Origin of the sequence: Myxococcus sp. AB025B (genome assembly GCF_006518215.1) — a bacterium.
In the GTDB taxonomy this organism is placed as follows: Bacteria; Myxococcota; Myxococcia; order Myxococcales; family Myxococcaceae; genus Myxococcus; species Myxococcus fulvus.
In genome coordinates, this window is sequence record NZ_SRLW01000020.1 from 42272 (window position 1) to 56486 (window position 14215).

The 14215-nt window shown below is 69.5% G+C and carries 12 protein-coding genes; all 12 read right to left on the reverse strand.

The window, feature by feature from the left end; all coding sequences use genetic code 11:
- Positions 1 to 5: 5 nt before the first annotated feature.
- Entirely contained in the window at positions 6 to 290 is a 285-nt protein-coding gene (locus FL311_RS05515) for a hypothetical protein (protein WP_063789782.1), read from the reverse strand.
- A 181-nt stretch (positions 291 to 471) separates the two neighbouring features.
- Positions 472 to 1986 (reverse strand): tetratricopeptide repeat protein, encoded by a 1515-nt coding sequence (locus FL311_RS05520; RefSeq protein WP_141323893.1) that lies wholly within the window; start codon positions 1984 to 1986, stop codon positions 472 to 474.
- The gene (locus tag FL311_RS05525; protein WP_141323894.1) at positions 1983 to 5636 is read right to left on the reverse strand and encodes a tetratricopeptide repeat protein; all 3654 of its coding nucleotides are present in this window, start codon (positions 5634 to 5636) and stop codon (positions 1983 to 1985) included. Before FL311_RS05525 ends, FL311_RS05520 begins: the two co-directional genes overlap by 4 nt.
- A 212-nt stretch (positions 5637 to 5848) precedes the next feature.
- A complete protein-coding gene (locus tag FL311_RS05530) occupies positions 5849 to 7384 on the reverse strand; it encodes a tetratricopeptide repeat protein (RefSeq protein ID WP_141323895.1) in 1536 nt (511 codons plus the stop codon).
- 25 nt (positions 7385 to 7409) lie between these two features.
- Positions 7410 to 8672 carry an outer membrane beta-barrel domain-containing protein gene (locus FL311_RS05535; RefSeq protein ID WP_141323896.1) on the reverse strand — a complete coding sequence of 421 codons (1263 nt, stop codon included), beginning with the start codon at positions 8670 to 8672 and terminating at the stop codon, positions 7410 to 7412.
- A 14-nt stretch (positions 8673 to 8686) separates the two neighbouring features.
- Positions 8687 to 9508 (reverse strand): outer membrane beta-barrel domain-containing protein, encoded by an 822-nt coding sequence (locus FL311_RS05540; RefSeq protein WP_141323897.1) that lies wholly within the window; start codon positions 9506 to 9508, stop codon positions 8687 to 8689.
- A 368-nt stretch (positions 9509 to 9876) separates the two neighbouring features.
- Complete coding sequence (gene rplC, locus FL311_RS05545; RefSeq protein WP_074951747.1) at positions 9877 to 10551, reverse strand: 50S ribosomal protein L3; 675 nt, start codon at positions 10549 to 10551, stop codon at positions 9877 to 9879.
- A gap of 147 nt (positions 10552 to 10698) precedes the next feature.
- Positions 10699 to 11469 carry a hypothetical protein gene (locus FL311_RS05550; RefSeq protein ID WP_141323898.1) on the reverse strand — a complete coding sequence of 257 codons (771 nt, stop codon included), beginning with the start codon at positions 11467 to 11469 and terminating at the stop codon, positions 10699 to 10701.
- 65 nt (positions 11470 to 11534) lie between these two features.
- Complete coding sequence (locus FL311_RS05555; protein ID WP_074951744.1) at positions 11535 to 12008, reverse strand: hypothetical protein; 474 nt, start codon at positions 12006 to 12008, stop codon at positions 11535 to 11537.
- 58 nt (positions 12009 to 12066) lie between these two features.
- Positions 12067 to 13152, reverse strand: a complete 1086-nt coding sequence (locus FL311_RS05560; protein WP_141323899.1) for a HupE/UreJ family protein — start codon at positions 13150 to 13152, stop codon at positions 12067 to 12069.
- Positions 13153 to 13196: 44 nt separating this feature from the next.
- Positions 13197 to 13766 (reverse strand): hypothetical protein, encoded by a 570-nt coding sequence (locus FL311_RS05565; protein ID WP_046714240.1) that lies wholly within the window; start codon positions 13764 to 13766, stop codon positions 13197 to 13199.
- Entirely contained in the window at positions 13763 to 13921 is a 159-nt protein-coding gene (locus tag FL311_RS05570; RefSeq protein WP_141323900.1) for a lmo0937 family membrane protein, read from the reverse strand. Before FL311_RS05570 ends, FL311_RS05565 begins: the two co-directional genes overlap by 4 nt.
- Between the last annotated feature and the right edge of the window lie 294 nt (positions 13922 to 14215).

A 14215-nucleotide genomic window follows, 5' to 3' on the forward strand; every position in this document is an offset into this window, starting at 1 on the left:
CGCCGCTAGAGGTTGTCGACGGACTTCTGTAGCTCCGGGTCGAAGTTCTCCCGGACCTTGATGAGACTCTGGAAGTCCGTCTTCTTGCGGTGGAGCACGTATGAGCCTTCCGGCTTCGTCAGCTCGCCCTCCACCGCGACATCGGTGAAGTCGATCACCGTCTTCTTCCGGAAGACCGTGCGGTCCTCCTCCTGGATGATCTTCACCGAGTCTTTTGACTGCTCCTGCGCCATCACCGCCGGCGCCGCGAGCAGGCCCATCATCGTCACCGTCGCTGCCAGTCGCCGCATCTCCAGACCTCCTCTTGCTTCCTCGGGTGTGACAGCGGGTTCCGAGTTGGGTACCCGCGACTCTTTGCACGAGGCGATCCACACCCAAGTCCCTGAATCCTATGGAACTCGCTCGCCGCCTTCCAAACCTGGGCCCGGAGGGAGGAAAAAACTTCCTCCCGGCCCTGTAGGGACTGCTGTCCTACGGAGCAGGCGCGGGCTTCGCGTCCTGCTGCGTCGGGGCCGTGGGAACGGGCACGGGCGCCTGGGCGTCCGTTCCCTGCTGCACGGCGTTGGACGCGCCCGCGGGGGCCTGCTCGTCGGCGGGCGGCGTCACTTCCGCGGCGTCGGTGCCCTCGGCGGGCGCGCCGTCGGCCGGTGCGCCTTCCGGAGCGTTCGCGTCCTGCGGCAGGCTGTTGAGCATGTTGCCCCCGCCGCCGGTGGCCTCGTCCTTCTTGTCGCCCTCCGCGCCGGCCGTCGCGGCCTCGGGCGGCGGGGCCTTGAGCATGTTCGTGAGGCCCGTGACCTTGGCGGTGATCATCTGCCGGTCCTGTTCAGACGTGGACTCCAGCGTCTTGCAGCGGTCCAGGAAGCCGATGGCGCGCTCCCAGCCCGAGCGGTCGGAGGCATAGGCCCAGCCCGCGCCGCACACGGCCTCGGGCAGGTCCGCGCGGTTGGCGAGCACCTTCTCGAAGGTCTCACCCGCGGCGATGCCCTTCTTCGGGTCCTTGCCCTTCTGGCCATCCAGCGCCCACGCCAGCGACAGGCGCGCCTCGGCGGAGTCGGGCTCCAGCTCCGTGGCGCGGGTGAAGGCCTTCTCGGCGCCCGCGTAGTCGCGGTAGCTGAGCGCCAGCGCGCCCAGGTTCACGTAGGCCGGCGCGTACCGGTCATCGAGCGACACGGCCTTCTGGAACTGGGCCAGCGCGCGCGAGCGCTCATCCAGCTTCAGGTAGACCATGCCCAGCAGGTTGTAGAGCGACGGGTCCTTCTCCGCGTGCTTGCGCGCGGTGCCGACGAGCAGCTCCGCCTGCCGGTACTTCTCCCGCGCGTAGGCCACGTAGGCCAGGTTCTTGTACGCGCCGGGGTGGTCCTTGTTGCGCTCGAGCACGCGGCGCGCGGTGGCCTCGGACTCGTCCAGCTTTCCCAGGTGCCGGTACGTCGCGGACAGCCCGTTGAGCAGCGACGCGTCGTACGCGCGGCCCGGCGTCTTCAAGGCCTTCTCGAACAGCGCAATCGCGTCATCGCCCCGCTCCTGCGCGCGGTACACGCCCGCCAGGTTGACGACGGACGGCGTGTGGGCCGGGTCCAGCAGCAGGACCTTCTCGTAGGCGGTGCGCGCGTCGTCGACGCGGCCCTGCCGCTCGGCGATGACGCCCAGGTTGAACTGGGCGTTGAGCGTCTGCGGCGACATCACCAGCACCTTCTCGAAGCCCTGGCGCGCGGCGTCCAGGTCACCGGCCTCGTAGGACTGGATGGCCGCCGCGAACTGCTCGGCCATGGTGGACGTCTCCTTGGGCGCCGCGGGGGTCGCCTCCGGAGTCGTCGAGGGCGCGGCGGCCGTGGGCTTCTCCGGCAGCGCGCTGGTGGTGGGCTTCGTCTGGGGGCCCGTCGCGCAGGCGGCCGTGAAGGCCAGCGAGCCGACGACGAGCGAGCGGAACCATTTCATCGGCAATCTTCCGGTGTGAGGCGTGAAGGCGTTCTTCGCGTCGCGGGTCATGGCCGCACCTCCTGGACCTGGGCGGTGGGTGCCTGCGTCCTGTCCTCCGGCAGGGGCGTCTTCGGCGCGCCCTCCACCGGCGGGAGCTGAATCGAGGGAGCGCCCGGCTCCGGCGTCACCGCGGGCGCGGCCGTCGCGCCAGAGGGGCCACCGGGCTCGCGCGCGAGCTCCGCCGCCGCGAGCGAGTCGTGCGTGCGGTAGCCCACCTTGCGCACCTGGGCGTAGGAGCCCGGGTGGTAGCGGTTGACCTGGTCCTGGGCGGCCAGCGTCCACGGGCTGTAGATGCCCAGCTCGTAGGCCTTCTCCAGCGCCTTCTCGAGCGCCTCGTTGGCCTTGTCCTCCAGGGGCAGCGCCAGGTTCTCCAGCTCCGAGCGGTACATGCCGAGCTGCTCCTCGTCGAGCCCCGTGGGGTCCGGCGAGTCCATGATGTTGCGGGCGAAGTCCGCGTACGCGAGGCCGATGCGCGTGAGCGCCGCGATGCCCCACTCACCCGAGCCCGTGGAGAGCACCGCGAGGTACTCCTTCTCCACGCGCTGGATCTCCCGCTGCTTGGCCGTCAAGTCCCGGCGGATGGTGGCGACGCGCGAGAAGCGGATGTCCGTGTAGCGCTTCCACGCCGGCTCCAGCGCCAGGAAGCGCGCGTGCGCGTAGGCGTTGAGCGCCGCGTCCTCCTTGCGCGTGGCCTCGGGCAGCCGGCCCCAGGCGCGCACCAGCTCCGTCTGCACGCGCTCCTGCTCGCGGACGTTCTTGAGCTGCTGCCACGCGAGCAGCTCGTGGTAGCGCGCCAGGTACAGCTGCGAGGGCGTGGCGCGCGCGTCGCGGCCAAAGCCGTCCGCGAAGGCGCCGAACGCGCGGGCCGCCTCGCTCCACTTGCGCTCCTTCTCCCAGACGAGCGCCGCGGAGTACGCCACCTGCGGCACGTCCTTGCGGTCGCGGAAGCGCGCGACGTAGGCGTTGTAGGCCGCCACGGCCTTCTGGGCCTCGCCGGCGCTCTCCCACCACACGCCCGCGTTGAACTGGGCGTCCGCCACCCACGCGCCCGCCTCGGCCACCAGCGCCTTGCGCTCGGCGGCCTTCTGCGAGCGGCGCGAGTCCGCGTCCTCCTCCGCGCCCGGCGTGTCCCCCTTCTTCGCCACCGTCTTCGCGCGAGCGTCCTTGCCCTTCTTGCCCTCCGCGTCGCCCGCCTTCAGCGCGGCGTCGTAGGCGGAGAGGAAGGACTCGGCCAGGGTCGCGGCCTTGCGGTAGTCGGCGACCTTCTCGTAGAGGCCCGCCAGCGTGTAGCGCGCCTTGAGCTCGAAGGGGCTGCGCGGGTACTCGGCCAGCACGCGCTCGCCCGCCTCGATGCCTCGGTCCAGTTCCCCCGCCTCCTGGGCGATGGCCATGGCGTAGGTGAGCGCGCGGTCCGCGTTCTCCGACTTGGGGAACTCCTGGACGTACTTGAGGAACTCCTCGGCGGCCTTCTTCGGGTTCTTCTCCTGCTTGTAGACGACCTCGTCCACCCACTTGTAGTGGCTGCCCTCCACCACGCGGGCGACGCGGGCGGCGAACTCGGAGCCGGGCTTGGACAGCTTCTTGTTCTCGAGGAACTTGCGCGACAGCGTGGACAGCTCCAGCCACTCCTGGCGGCTCTCCAGCACGTACATCGTCAGGTCCGCGGCGTCGCGCGAGCGGCGCTCCTCCGGGAACTTCTCGATGATTTCTCCGAAGCGCCGCGCCGCGTCCACGAAGTGGCTGCGGTCGTAGAGGATGACGGCGGCCTGATAGCGCAGGTCGATTTCATCCTGCGTGCCCGGGTAGAGCTTCACGTAGACGTCGCACGCGGAGACCAGCCGCTCCTCGAACTTCGTGAGCGCCTCCTCCTGCTTCTCCTTCGCGTCGCGCTTGACGATCTTCTGGCGCGCGACGTCGCCCTTGTCCTTCTTCTCGTCGACCTTCTGGCCGTCCTTGAGGTCGCTCCTGGCCAGCTGACCCCGTTCAATCTTCACCAGCTTGTCGTAGGCGAGGATGGCGTTGAACGCGGCGCTCTTGCGGTAGCTCTCGTTGGAGACCTCGCGCGCCGAGTCACGGTCCGGAATCTGGAAGGCGACCACGGCGTCGTACTCGGCCGCGGCGGCCTGCCACTCCTCGAGCGCCCAGAGGATCTCCGCGTAGAAGAAGCGCAGGTTGAAGGCGGAGTCCGCCACGAACTCCGGGTTCGCGTTCGACGCGAAGGCGTCCACGTACTGCTTGTAGATGTCGCGCGCGAGCCGGTAGGTCTCCACCTGGCGCGTCTTCTGCGCCTCCTGGTGGTACTCCGTCACCATCACCCGCATCGCCTCTTCCGTGACGTTGAAGGCGTTGCGCAGCACGGGGGCCTTGCCCTCGTTGGACTTCCACCACTCGCCGCCCGGGCTGTAGAGGTCCACCATCCGCTTCATCTCCTTGCGGACCTGCTGGCGGTTCCTCAAGCCCTCGAAGGCGCGGACGATGGCCTGCTGGTACTCGGGCGCGCTGGCGCCCATGGGCTCGTCGTCCACGAGCGTGCGGTACAGGAGGATGGCGCTGTCGAAGTGGCCCGCGTCCACCAGGCCCGCGGCCGTCTTCGCGAGCAGCCGCCCCTGGCGCTTCGCCGGCGCCTTCTCGCGGAAGTACGCGATGGCCTGCTTGGGCTGGTCCAGCTGGACGTAGAAGACCGTCAGGTCGTTGAGCGCCTCGGTGCGCAGGTCGCCGAGCTCTGGCTGCTTCGCGGCGTAGTCCACCACCTCGTGCAGCTTGGCCAGGCCCGCGTCGTAGTCGCCGGTGTTGTAGTCACACCAGGACAGCTTGTAGACGGCGTACGCGTAGATCTTCGGGACGCCGGAGTCGCGGGCCTTCTCGTAGTTGGCCTTGGCGGGGATGAGCTTGTTGGACTCGAAGTAGTGGTTGCCGAGCTGGATGTACGCGTCCGGCACGAACTGCGAGCGCGGGAACTCCTTGATGAGCTCCTCGTAGCGGGCCACGGCGTCGTCGCGGCGGCCCAGCTCGTAGAGGTTGTAGCCCATGGAGAAGAGGACCTCGTCGCGCTGCGGGTACTGCGGGTAGCCGCGCAGGATGTCCTCGTAGATGCCCATCGTCTCGGTGCGGTAGCGCTCGCTGTCGCGATGGTCCTGCTTGGGCGCCTCCGCCTTCTCGCCGCGGGCCACGGCCGCGTCGTACTTCTTCTCCTCCGCCAGGAAGCGGTCCATCTCCAGCTGGTAGAGGTACTTGGACTTCTCCCAGTACAGCTCCGACAGGCGGTAGAGCATCTCCGCCTTCTGCTGGTTGCCGTCCTGCAGCTTGGGGATGAGGCGCTTGAAGGCCTCAATCGCCTCGTCGCGCTTCTTGTCCGCCAGCGCGTTCTTTCGCGAGTCCGCGATGCGCGGGATGTCCGCGAACTTGGCCGTCGCGGGCTTCACGCGCGCGGGGCCCCGCCGCACGTCCTCGGGCGCGACGCCGGGCGGAGGCTGAGCTTTCTCCTCGGCCTTCTTCGCCTGGGCGCCCTTCCTGCCCTTGTCCGCACCGGTATTCTTCGACGCCGAAGCCGCGGGCTTCTTCGCCGCCTTGCGCGCCGGCGCTTCCGCCGCCTCCCCCACCCCGCTGGTGGCGAGCGCCACGCCCACCGCCAGCGCACCGAAACGAAGCACCACCTTCATGCGAGCTCCCGCCTGTGACGCCGCCCCGCCCCCCGAGCAGTCATTCACCCGGCGACGAGGGACGAACGAAAGTAGACGCGCCTACCCTGAATGAGAAGTGGTGTGGAACGGCTCTTGCGACGCAGGAAACACGAAGGGGACCACCCCGGCACACGATGTGCGCGAAGGAGGTCCCCTTGGGTACGAAGGCCGGGCACCGTGTGCCCGGAATGTCACGGTTGGGCGTCCGCCGTCTTCGCCGGGCAGCCCCGCTTCAGGGTGTACTGGTAGTAGCCAATCTCGTCGATCCAGAACTCGCCCTGGAACTTCCAGTAGTTCCACGCCGCGCCCGGCATCTTCGGCCGGTAGAGCGACTGGCGCGTCAGGAGCGCCTTCTGGTCCAGGCCCGCCTGCAGCAGGTCCTTCTCATCCAGCGCCGTCTGCACGCGGATGATCTCGGCCTGGTCGGAGAACGTGCGCAGGTTGTCGGCCGCCTCACGGATGCGGCTTCGGGCCAGCGTCCCACCCACCTGGAGCAGCGTGCCGCGAATCTCCTCCAGCGACGCCACCGTCTGCGTCGCCAGGGGCGTGCCGCGCCAGGGCCCGGAGGACAGCTCGCGCTTCTCCTGGTCCACGCGCGCCAGCACCCGCATCACCTCGCGGATGCGCTCGTTGTTGCGCAGCCACAGGTACACCGGGCGCGGCAGGCGGCGGTTCTCCGCGGCCACCAGGTTGTAGGCCTGGATGAGGTCGCCGTCCTCGGCGGTGAAGGGCTCGAGCTGCCTGGCCATGGGGCCGTACAGCTCGTCGAAGGCCGCCAGCGTCGTCTTCACCTCGTCGTAGAGGCACGAGTAGTAATAGACGGTGGACTTGAGGATCCACGACTCGGGCTGGAAGGCCCCGGCGAACTGCGGGGCGTGCAGCGCCTGGAGGCTGCCGAGCGCGCCGCCGAAGTCCTCGTTCTGGAAGCGCGCGAAGCCGTTCTCGAACAGGGCCTGGTCCCAGTAGCGCGTGTAGCGCGGCACCCGCTCATACGCCGCCGTCGCCTCCGCGTACTCGCCCCGGCGGTAGTGCAGCCGCCCCAGGCCGATGAGCGCCAGGTGCTGCGTCGCCTTCAGCTCCACCTGCGGCTCCTTGGAGGACAGCGCCACGTTGAAGGCGGCCAGCGCCTCCTTGTCCAGCGCCTCACCCTCACCGGGACGGCCCGGGAAGCGCGGGTCCGCCAGCACCACGCCCAGCAGGTAGCGCGCCTTGGCGTACACGCGGCTGTCCCTGGGCACCGCCTCCAGCAGCAAGCGCGCCTCCTCGAAGCGCATGCGACGCTGGCTCACCGTGCCCACCAGGTAGTTGATGCGCGCGAGCACCTCCTTGGGCAGCGTCACCCACTGGTCCCTCACGTCGTCCGAGTACGCCTGGTTGAGGATGCTGGGGATGAGGTTCTGCTCGTCGAGCTGCTGCTGCATGTCCACCAGCCCCTCCACCGCCTTGAGGTACGAGGGGTGCGAGGGCCCGGCGTTGACGATGGCCGCGTAGGAGATGAAGGCCGCCACCGGCAGGCCCTTCTTCGCGAGCGACTGGGCGAGGAAGTACTCCGCCTTGCCCTGCGTCTGCGCGTCGCCGCCGGCCTCGGAGGCCTGGAAGAAGAGCGGCGCGGCGGTGTCGAGGTCGCCCGCGTTGAAGGCGGCCAGGGCGCGGTTGTAGCCGCCCGGGTCCTGGGCGCTGGCCGCGAGCGGAGCCAGGACGGCGAGGAGAGGAAGCAGTCGTTTCATGGCGAGTCGTGCCTTCATGGCGCAATCAGAAGAGGAACGAGAAGCCTGCGTAGAAGCTGATGTTGTTGAGCACGTCGGAGGACGGCTCGGCCACCAGGTCGCGTCCGAGGATGATGTCGTCGCGGTAGTTCTTCTTCGTCTTCCGGTCGACGCCGTCGAACCTCTGATAGTCACAACTGCTACTCAGTTGCAGAGCAGCAAACGACTGACTGGGGTCACGCGCGGCGGCCTCCATCTTGTCGAAGTCCGCCAGGTTGCAGCCGTCCACCCTGTCCACGCGGGCGGTGTAGATGAGGTCGCGGACCTCCAGGCGCAACGCGTAGGACTCACCGAACTGCAGCCGGAAGCCGCCGCCCACCGAGCCCAGGAACTTGGTGCCCGTGTCGCCGAAGCGCGCCGGCACATCGTAGCGCTGGCCGTCCACTTCGTTGGACATCGCGGGGCGGATGAGGTGGCGTGTGGAGCCGATGCCCGCGCCGCCGCTGAACACCAGGCTGAATTGCGCCAGCTTGTTGTCCAGGAACGCGAACTTGCCATATAGCGGCGTCACCTCCACGCCCGCCTGCGCGCCCCACACCAACAGCAGCGACGAGGCCGCCTGCGCCTGCTCACGCACCTTGTCGATGAGCTCCAGGTTGAAGCCGCTCTCGTTGGTGTGCCAGTTGTACTGGCCCGTCACCTGGAGGCCGAAGTTCTCCTGCAGGTGGTAGATGTATTGCAGCGCGGTGCCGGCGTGGTTGGTGTACTTGCCGTTGACCTGCACCACCGCCGGGTACAGCGCCAGTTCGTGCTTGCCCTCGTCCGCGAAGCGCTTCTTCTGGACGATGTGCAGCGACACGTTCGGATTGTAGAGCGGCGCGCCATTGACCAAGCGCTGCTGCTGCGCGTCCGTGGTGCGCGGCGCCTCGTCGGACGAGGCCAGCACCGGCGCGTCCTCCGGAGTCACCGGCGCGTCCACGTCGTGCTCGCGCACGGGCTCGGCCACCGCGGGCTCGGTGTCCTCCTGGACGTGCAGCTCCTCCTCCACCGGCGCGAGCGCGGGCTGCACGGCCGGCGCCTTGGCGGCCTCGGTGGGCACGGTGGGCTCCGGACGCGAGGCCGGAGCGCGGGGCGCCTCCGGCTTCAGCTCGGGAGGGGCGGGAGGCGGCGGCACGGAGGTCTCCGCGCCCGGAGCGGGCACGGACGGCGCCTCCTCGGCTTGGGCGAGGACGGCCGCGGGCGTCGGGAAGCGAGGGGCCGCCTGGGCCACCGCGGCGACGAGGAGCGCGAGGGACAGAATCGGTCGCATGGTTCGAAGGTGCCCTAGAAGGAGTAGGTGTAGCCGAGGTCGAACTGCACCAGGTGCGTGAGGCCCGGACTGGACGCGGACTCACCCGTCACGCGGCCCGCCTCCCAGTCCTCGCGGACCAGGTTGACGCGGTAGTTGTCGCGGAACACCCAGTCGCGCACCTCCAGCCGCAGCCCGTGCTTGTCGAGGATGAAGAAGCGGAAGCCCACCGCCGCGGACACCATGGGTGCCACGCGCGTCTCGCGCACCCAGTAGTCCTCCGACGCGCTGCCCCGGTCATCCAGCGAGGTGCGGTTGTCGCAGACGCCCGCCTGACGGTTGACGACCTGCGAGCACTGGATGACGGAGTTGCGCTGGAAGCTGCCCAGGCCGCCGCCGGCCCATACGTAGGCCTGGAAGTGCGCGGGGAGGTCCGACACCAGGCTCAGCTTCCCGTAGATGGGCGCCCAGCGGATGCCCGCCACGCCGTGGAGGTTCATCTCCCAGAGGTCCTCCAGTTCGTCCGTGACGAGCTTCTCCTCGAGCGCCAGGAAGCTCTCGGAGATGGAGCGCGCCAGGCCCGTGTGGCGGCTGGCCGCGTAGCCCGCGCGCGCCTCCACCGCGAAGGTGTTGAAGAGGTTGTAGGCGACGCCGAGGTTGAAGAAGTAGTGCGCCGTCAGGTGCGTCTGGAGGGGCAGCCCCACCCCCAGGGACACCTCGAGCTTGCCACCCGGCTCGTACAGCCGGTTGCGGACGACGACGTTGTCGAGGACGGCCTCGTCATCCTGCGCGGCGGCCGCCGAGGCCGCCAACCAGACCACCAGTGGTGCGAAGACGCGGAGCGTGCGTGCGTTCATGGTTCCTGCCCGGCCCAAGGGGTTGGGCCGACGTGTGCCAGGGCGCCTGCGTCACCGACGGCCAGGCCCCTTCATGGCGCATCCATGTGCACACGCCTTCCACGCCAGACAAGCCACGGAGCCCAGGGGGCGGAATTATTTTCACCCCGAGGCTCCCGCGCCGACCACCTCTCAACGTTTCCAGGTGCCCGACGGCCCCCGAGGACGGAAGACGGTCCACCACGCTTCCCACGGCGGGACACACGTGTGCCCACCCACCGCGGGGGAACCAGAGGCGGAAAAGCGAACGCCCCGCCCGGATGCCCGACGAATCGGGCCCGGAGGCGGGGCGTCATGAGGGCTTCAGGCGAAGCCGCTCGGACAGCGGATCAGGCGCGGCGCGCGGCCTTGTGCTGCTCGCGCATGGCCACCTTGATGCTCGGGCGGACGTACACGATGGCGTTGTTGTGGCCCGGGACGGCGCCCTTGACCAGGACGAGACCCTTCTCCAGGTCCACGTCGACGACGGTCAGGTTCTGCGTGGTGACCTGCTCCACGCCGTAGTGACCCGGCATCTTCTTGTTGGGGTAGGTGCGGCCCGGCGTCTTACGCTGACCGATGGCGCCCGGGTGACGCTGGTACTCGTGCGTACCGTGCGTCTTCGTCTGCGAACCCTTGAAGCTCCAGCGGCGCATGACGCCGGAGAAGCCGCGGCCCTTCGTCACGCCCGTGACGTCCACGAGCTGGCCCTTGGAGAACAGGTCCGCCTTGACGGCGTCGCCCACGTTGAAGGAGGTCGCCTCCTCCACCGTGACGCGGAACTCCTTCAGGTGCCGGCGGTAGGGGGCGTTGTTCTTCTTGAAGAAGCCCCGCTCGCACTTGTTCAGGATCTTCTCGCGGATCTCACCAAAGCCCAGGGTGACCGCGGAGTACTGATCCTTCTCGGGAGTGCGCTTGCCCACCACCTGGCAGGTGCTCACGTCGATGACCGTCACGGGAACGAGGTTGCCCTCGTCGGTGAACACCTGGGTCATTCCGATCTTCTTGCCAATCAGACCCTTCACGTCGTCCTCACACTGCCAGCGCGCGTAGGCGCGGAAAAACCCAATAAAATCAATGATCTGGCCCGCGAACTACTCTGCGGTCCCCAGGAAGCGGCGCAATGTAGCAGACATACCCCTGACGTCAAGCACTACGGGAGCCAGGGTCCCTCACTGCGCGCGATCGAGCCGGGGATAGAACGCGGCCAGCTGTGGATCAGCGATGCGTTGAGCGTACACGTCCTCCCCGAGCAGGAACAGCGCCTGGTCCAGATAATCCTCGGCGGCCTTCACCTGTTCCTCGAGGGTGGCGATGGACTGGTCGATTTCCGCCATGCGCGCCTCGTGCTCCTCCTTGCGGGCCTCGGCCTCGTCCTCCATCTCCAGCAGGCGCTTGTGGGCCAGGATGCCGGGGGCGCCGGGCTGGCCGGGCTCCGGGGTGAGGGCGGTGGCCAGCCGCTCGTCCAGGTCCTCGACCTCCCGGCCGAGCCGCATCTGGGTGAGGCGGTTCTTCTTGAGGTTGGTGCGCGCGGTGTCGATGCGGGCGGGGTCCTGCCGCGTCAGCTCCATGTCCGCGATCTTCTTCTCCAGCTTGATGAGGCCGTCGGCGGCGTAGCGCAGCTCCGCGCGCCGGCTGGCGAGCGTCTTGCGCAGGTCCTTCACCTTGCCGTCGATGGCATCCACCGCCTTCTTCCACTTGCGGACGATGGCCTGGTGGCCGGCCTTCTCCTGCTCCTGTTCGTCGAGGAAGGCCTGGTAGGCGGCATCCTCGTCGTTCATCTCCTGCTCGAACGCGGCCAGCTCCTCGCGGCGCGCCACCACCGCCTCCTCCGCCTTGTAGACGCGGTCCATGGAGCGGGGGCAGGTCGGCTTGCCCGGGAGCCTGTCGCGGGACAGGTCCCCCAGCTGGAAGATGAGGTCGTCGTAGCTCTCCTTCGCCATGGGCGGATTTCTACGCCCAAGGCCCCCGGACTGTCACCGGGAGAGCGCGCCCCCGGCGCTCGAATTCAGGAGTCGGCGGGCGCGGCGGCCTGGGCGGGGCTCGCCATGGTGGCGCCGGCCAGGGCGCCCTCGGCCATGGTGAGCAGCTCCCGGGAGCGGTCCTGCTCCTCGGTGCGGTTGAGCTCGCAGACCCAGGCCGAGGACAGGTCCGCCTGCTGGCGCGCCAGCTCCGCGGTGGCCTCGTAGCGGGCGGCGGACGCGCGGGCGAAGGCTCCCTCGCGCCGCAGCTCCAACAGGGTGTCCGGGTCCAGGATGATCTCCTCGGGAGGCACCGGTAGCGGCCCCCGTCCCAGCGCCGCCAGTCGCGCGAGCAACCTGGAGGCATGCGCCCGGCAGAAGGCGGCCAGCACCATCAGCCTCGCGCGCATGCGCGCATCCATGATTCGCTCGGCGAGCATCGTCATCCGCCGCGCGGAGACGACCTCCGCCTCCCACGCGGCCGCCAGTGCCGCGGCCAGCCGGGTATGCCTCGCACCCATCTACGTCCCCCGATCCCTACCCTCTTCGAGGCCAACGTAGGAACGGCGTCCCCGGGATTCAACCGAGTGCGCGCTGGACCATCCAGTACCCACCAGCCGCGAGGATGCCCACGGACAACCCGCGGACGGTCCCCAGGTGCGCGCGCGGCCTGCGCTGGAGCATCCGCAGGGGCGGCAGCAGCACGGCGACCACGAGCGCCTGACCCAATTCCACGCCCAGGTTGAAGCCGAGCAGCCCCTTCACCACGGAGTCTCCCAGCCCATAGCCCGCCAGCACGCTCGCGAAGCCGAAGCCGTGCACCAGTCCGAAGAGGAACGTGACGAGCGCGCGGTGACGGTGCTCGCGCAGCACCAGGTTCTCCACCGCGACGTAGATGATGGACAGCGCGATGGCGGCCTCCACCCACCGCGCCCGCTCGCCATCCAGCACCACCCAGCCGAGCGCCGTGGCCCCCAGGGTCAGCGAGTGCGCCACGGTGAACGACGTCACCAGCAGCAGCACACGCTTGAACCCGCCGCCCACCAGCAGCACGGCCAGCAGGAACACCAGGTGGTCCACGCCCTCGAAGATGTGGCGCATGCCCAGCCCCACCCAGCCGAGGAAACCTCCGATGGCGGACGAGGACACCTCCCCGGGGCCGGGGATGTCGAGCGAGGGCTGGCCCGCCTCCGCGAACAGCGCGCCCGGCGCCCCGCCCTCCCCCACGCTGCCCAGGATGACCCGGTAGCCCGAGGGCAGCACGGACAACACCCCGTAGCGCTGGCGCAGCCGTCCCTCGGGACAGGTGAAGGTGGCCGTCAGCTCGACGAACGTGGCCCCCGCCCGCGCCGCCTGGGCCGTGCGCGCGCAAGGAGCGCCGCCCGCGGTGAGCGGCAGCACGTCCCACACGCCGCTCGAGAGGGCGTCGGGGCGCGCGTCCAGCTCCGCCTGCGACAGGGCGCCATCCGAGTCCGCGTCCAGCCCCGCCGGGACCAGCCGCCCGAGCGTCGCGGCCGTCATGGTGAGGACCTGGCGCACCTGGGACGCGTGGGCGTCCGGCGTGCGACGCACCTGGGTGTAGAGGATGTCTGCGTCGTGGGCGGAGGCGGCGTGCGCGCCGAGGAGCAGGCCCGCCCAAAGCCCCCACCAGGGGAAGCTCTTCATGGCGCGCGAGCCTGCCGCCGGGCGGCGCCCGAGTCCACCCCGCCCTACTCCTGGATGACCTCGAGCTGGATCTGCTGCCGGCCGCTCAGCCCGCCGTGCCGGGCGCCGCAGCGGGGGCAGAAGATGAGCTGATCCCACTCCCACAGGAGCTTCACGTCCTCGCCGCAGCAGAGCATGGGGATCACCCGCAGGAGCTCATCCGGCTCCGGGTCCATGGGGCCCGGCATCGACTCGGGCTCCACGGCGACGAAGGTGGGCCGGGGGTTGAGCGACAGCGTGCGCGAGACGTGCGCCAGTTGCTCGTAGCGGACGTGGTTGGCCCACGCGCGCGCCACCGACTCCAGATGCGTCTGCTGCGCGGGCGTGAGGAAGCCATCCGCCTCCGCGCGGTGGCCGCAGTAGGGGCAGCGCCACACCGGCAGCCCCTCCTCGCCCTCGTGCGCGTTCTCCAGCGTGAAGAAGGCCTGCAGCTTGTGCAGCAGCGCACGGGCGTCATGCGGGCCGGGGCGCGTCTTGAACGCGCGCATGCAGCTGGGACACTCGCGGCGGGTGAAGCCCGCGGTGTCCCGGGGCAGCTCCACCCCGTCCGCCCTGGGACCTCGGACCGCGCTCATGACACCGCCGTCCTCCGGCCCCGCGACACCACGCCCAGCACGAACGTGAGCAGCGCGAACAGCAGCAACAGGTGGACCCAGTAGCCCTCCGTGGAGCCCACCGTCAGGCCCGTGCCCCACAGCACGAGCAGGATCATCCCCATGGTCCAGTACACGTTGGCACCTCCCCCGTATCCCCATCCCGGAGCGGCCCAAGGTAGGAACGCGGTTGCCCACCGGCAACCCAGTGCTTTTCACAGGAAGCAAAGTTCCCTGTCCGGGCATTTTTTCCGACGCCCGAGAAGCCGGCGTACCCACCAGGAACTCGGTGTTCCAAGAGATCTAAAGGAGATACCCGCGCGCAAGGGGCACCCTGGGCCCTGGCACGGCGCCTGCTTGGGTGCCTCCTCGTCGGAGTCGGGGTGAATGAGCGCGACTTCCGTGGGCTTGTGGGCATGGGGTTGCCGGGG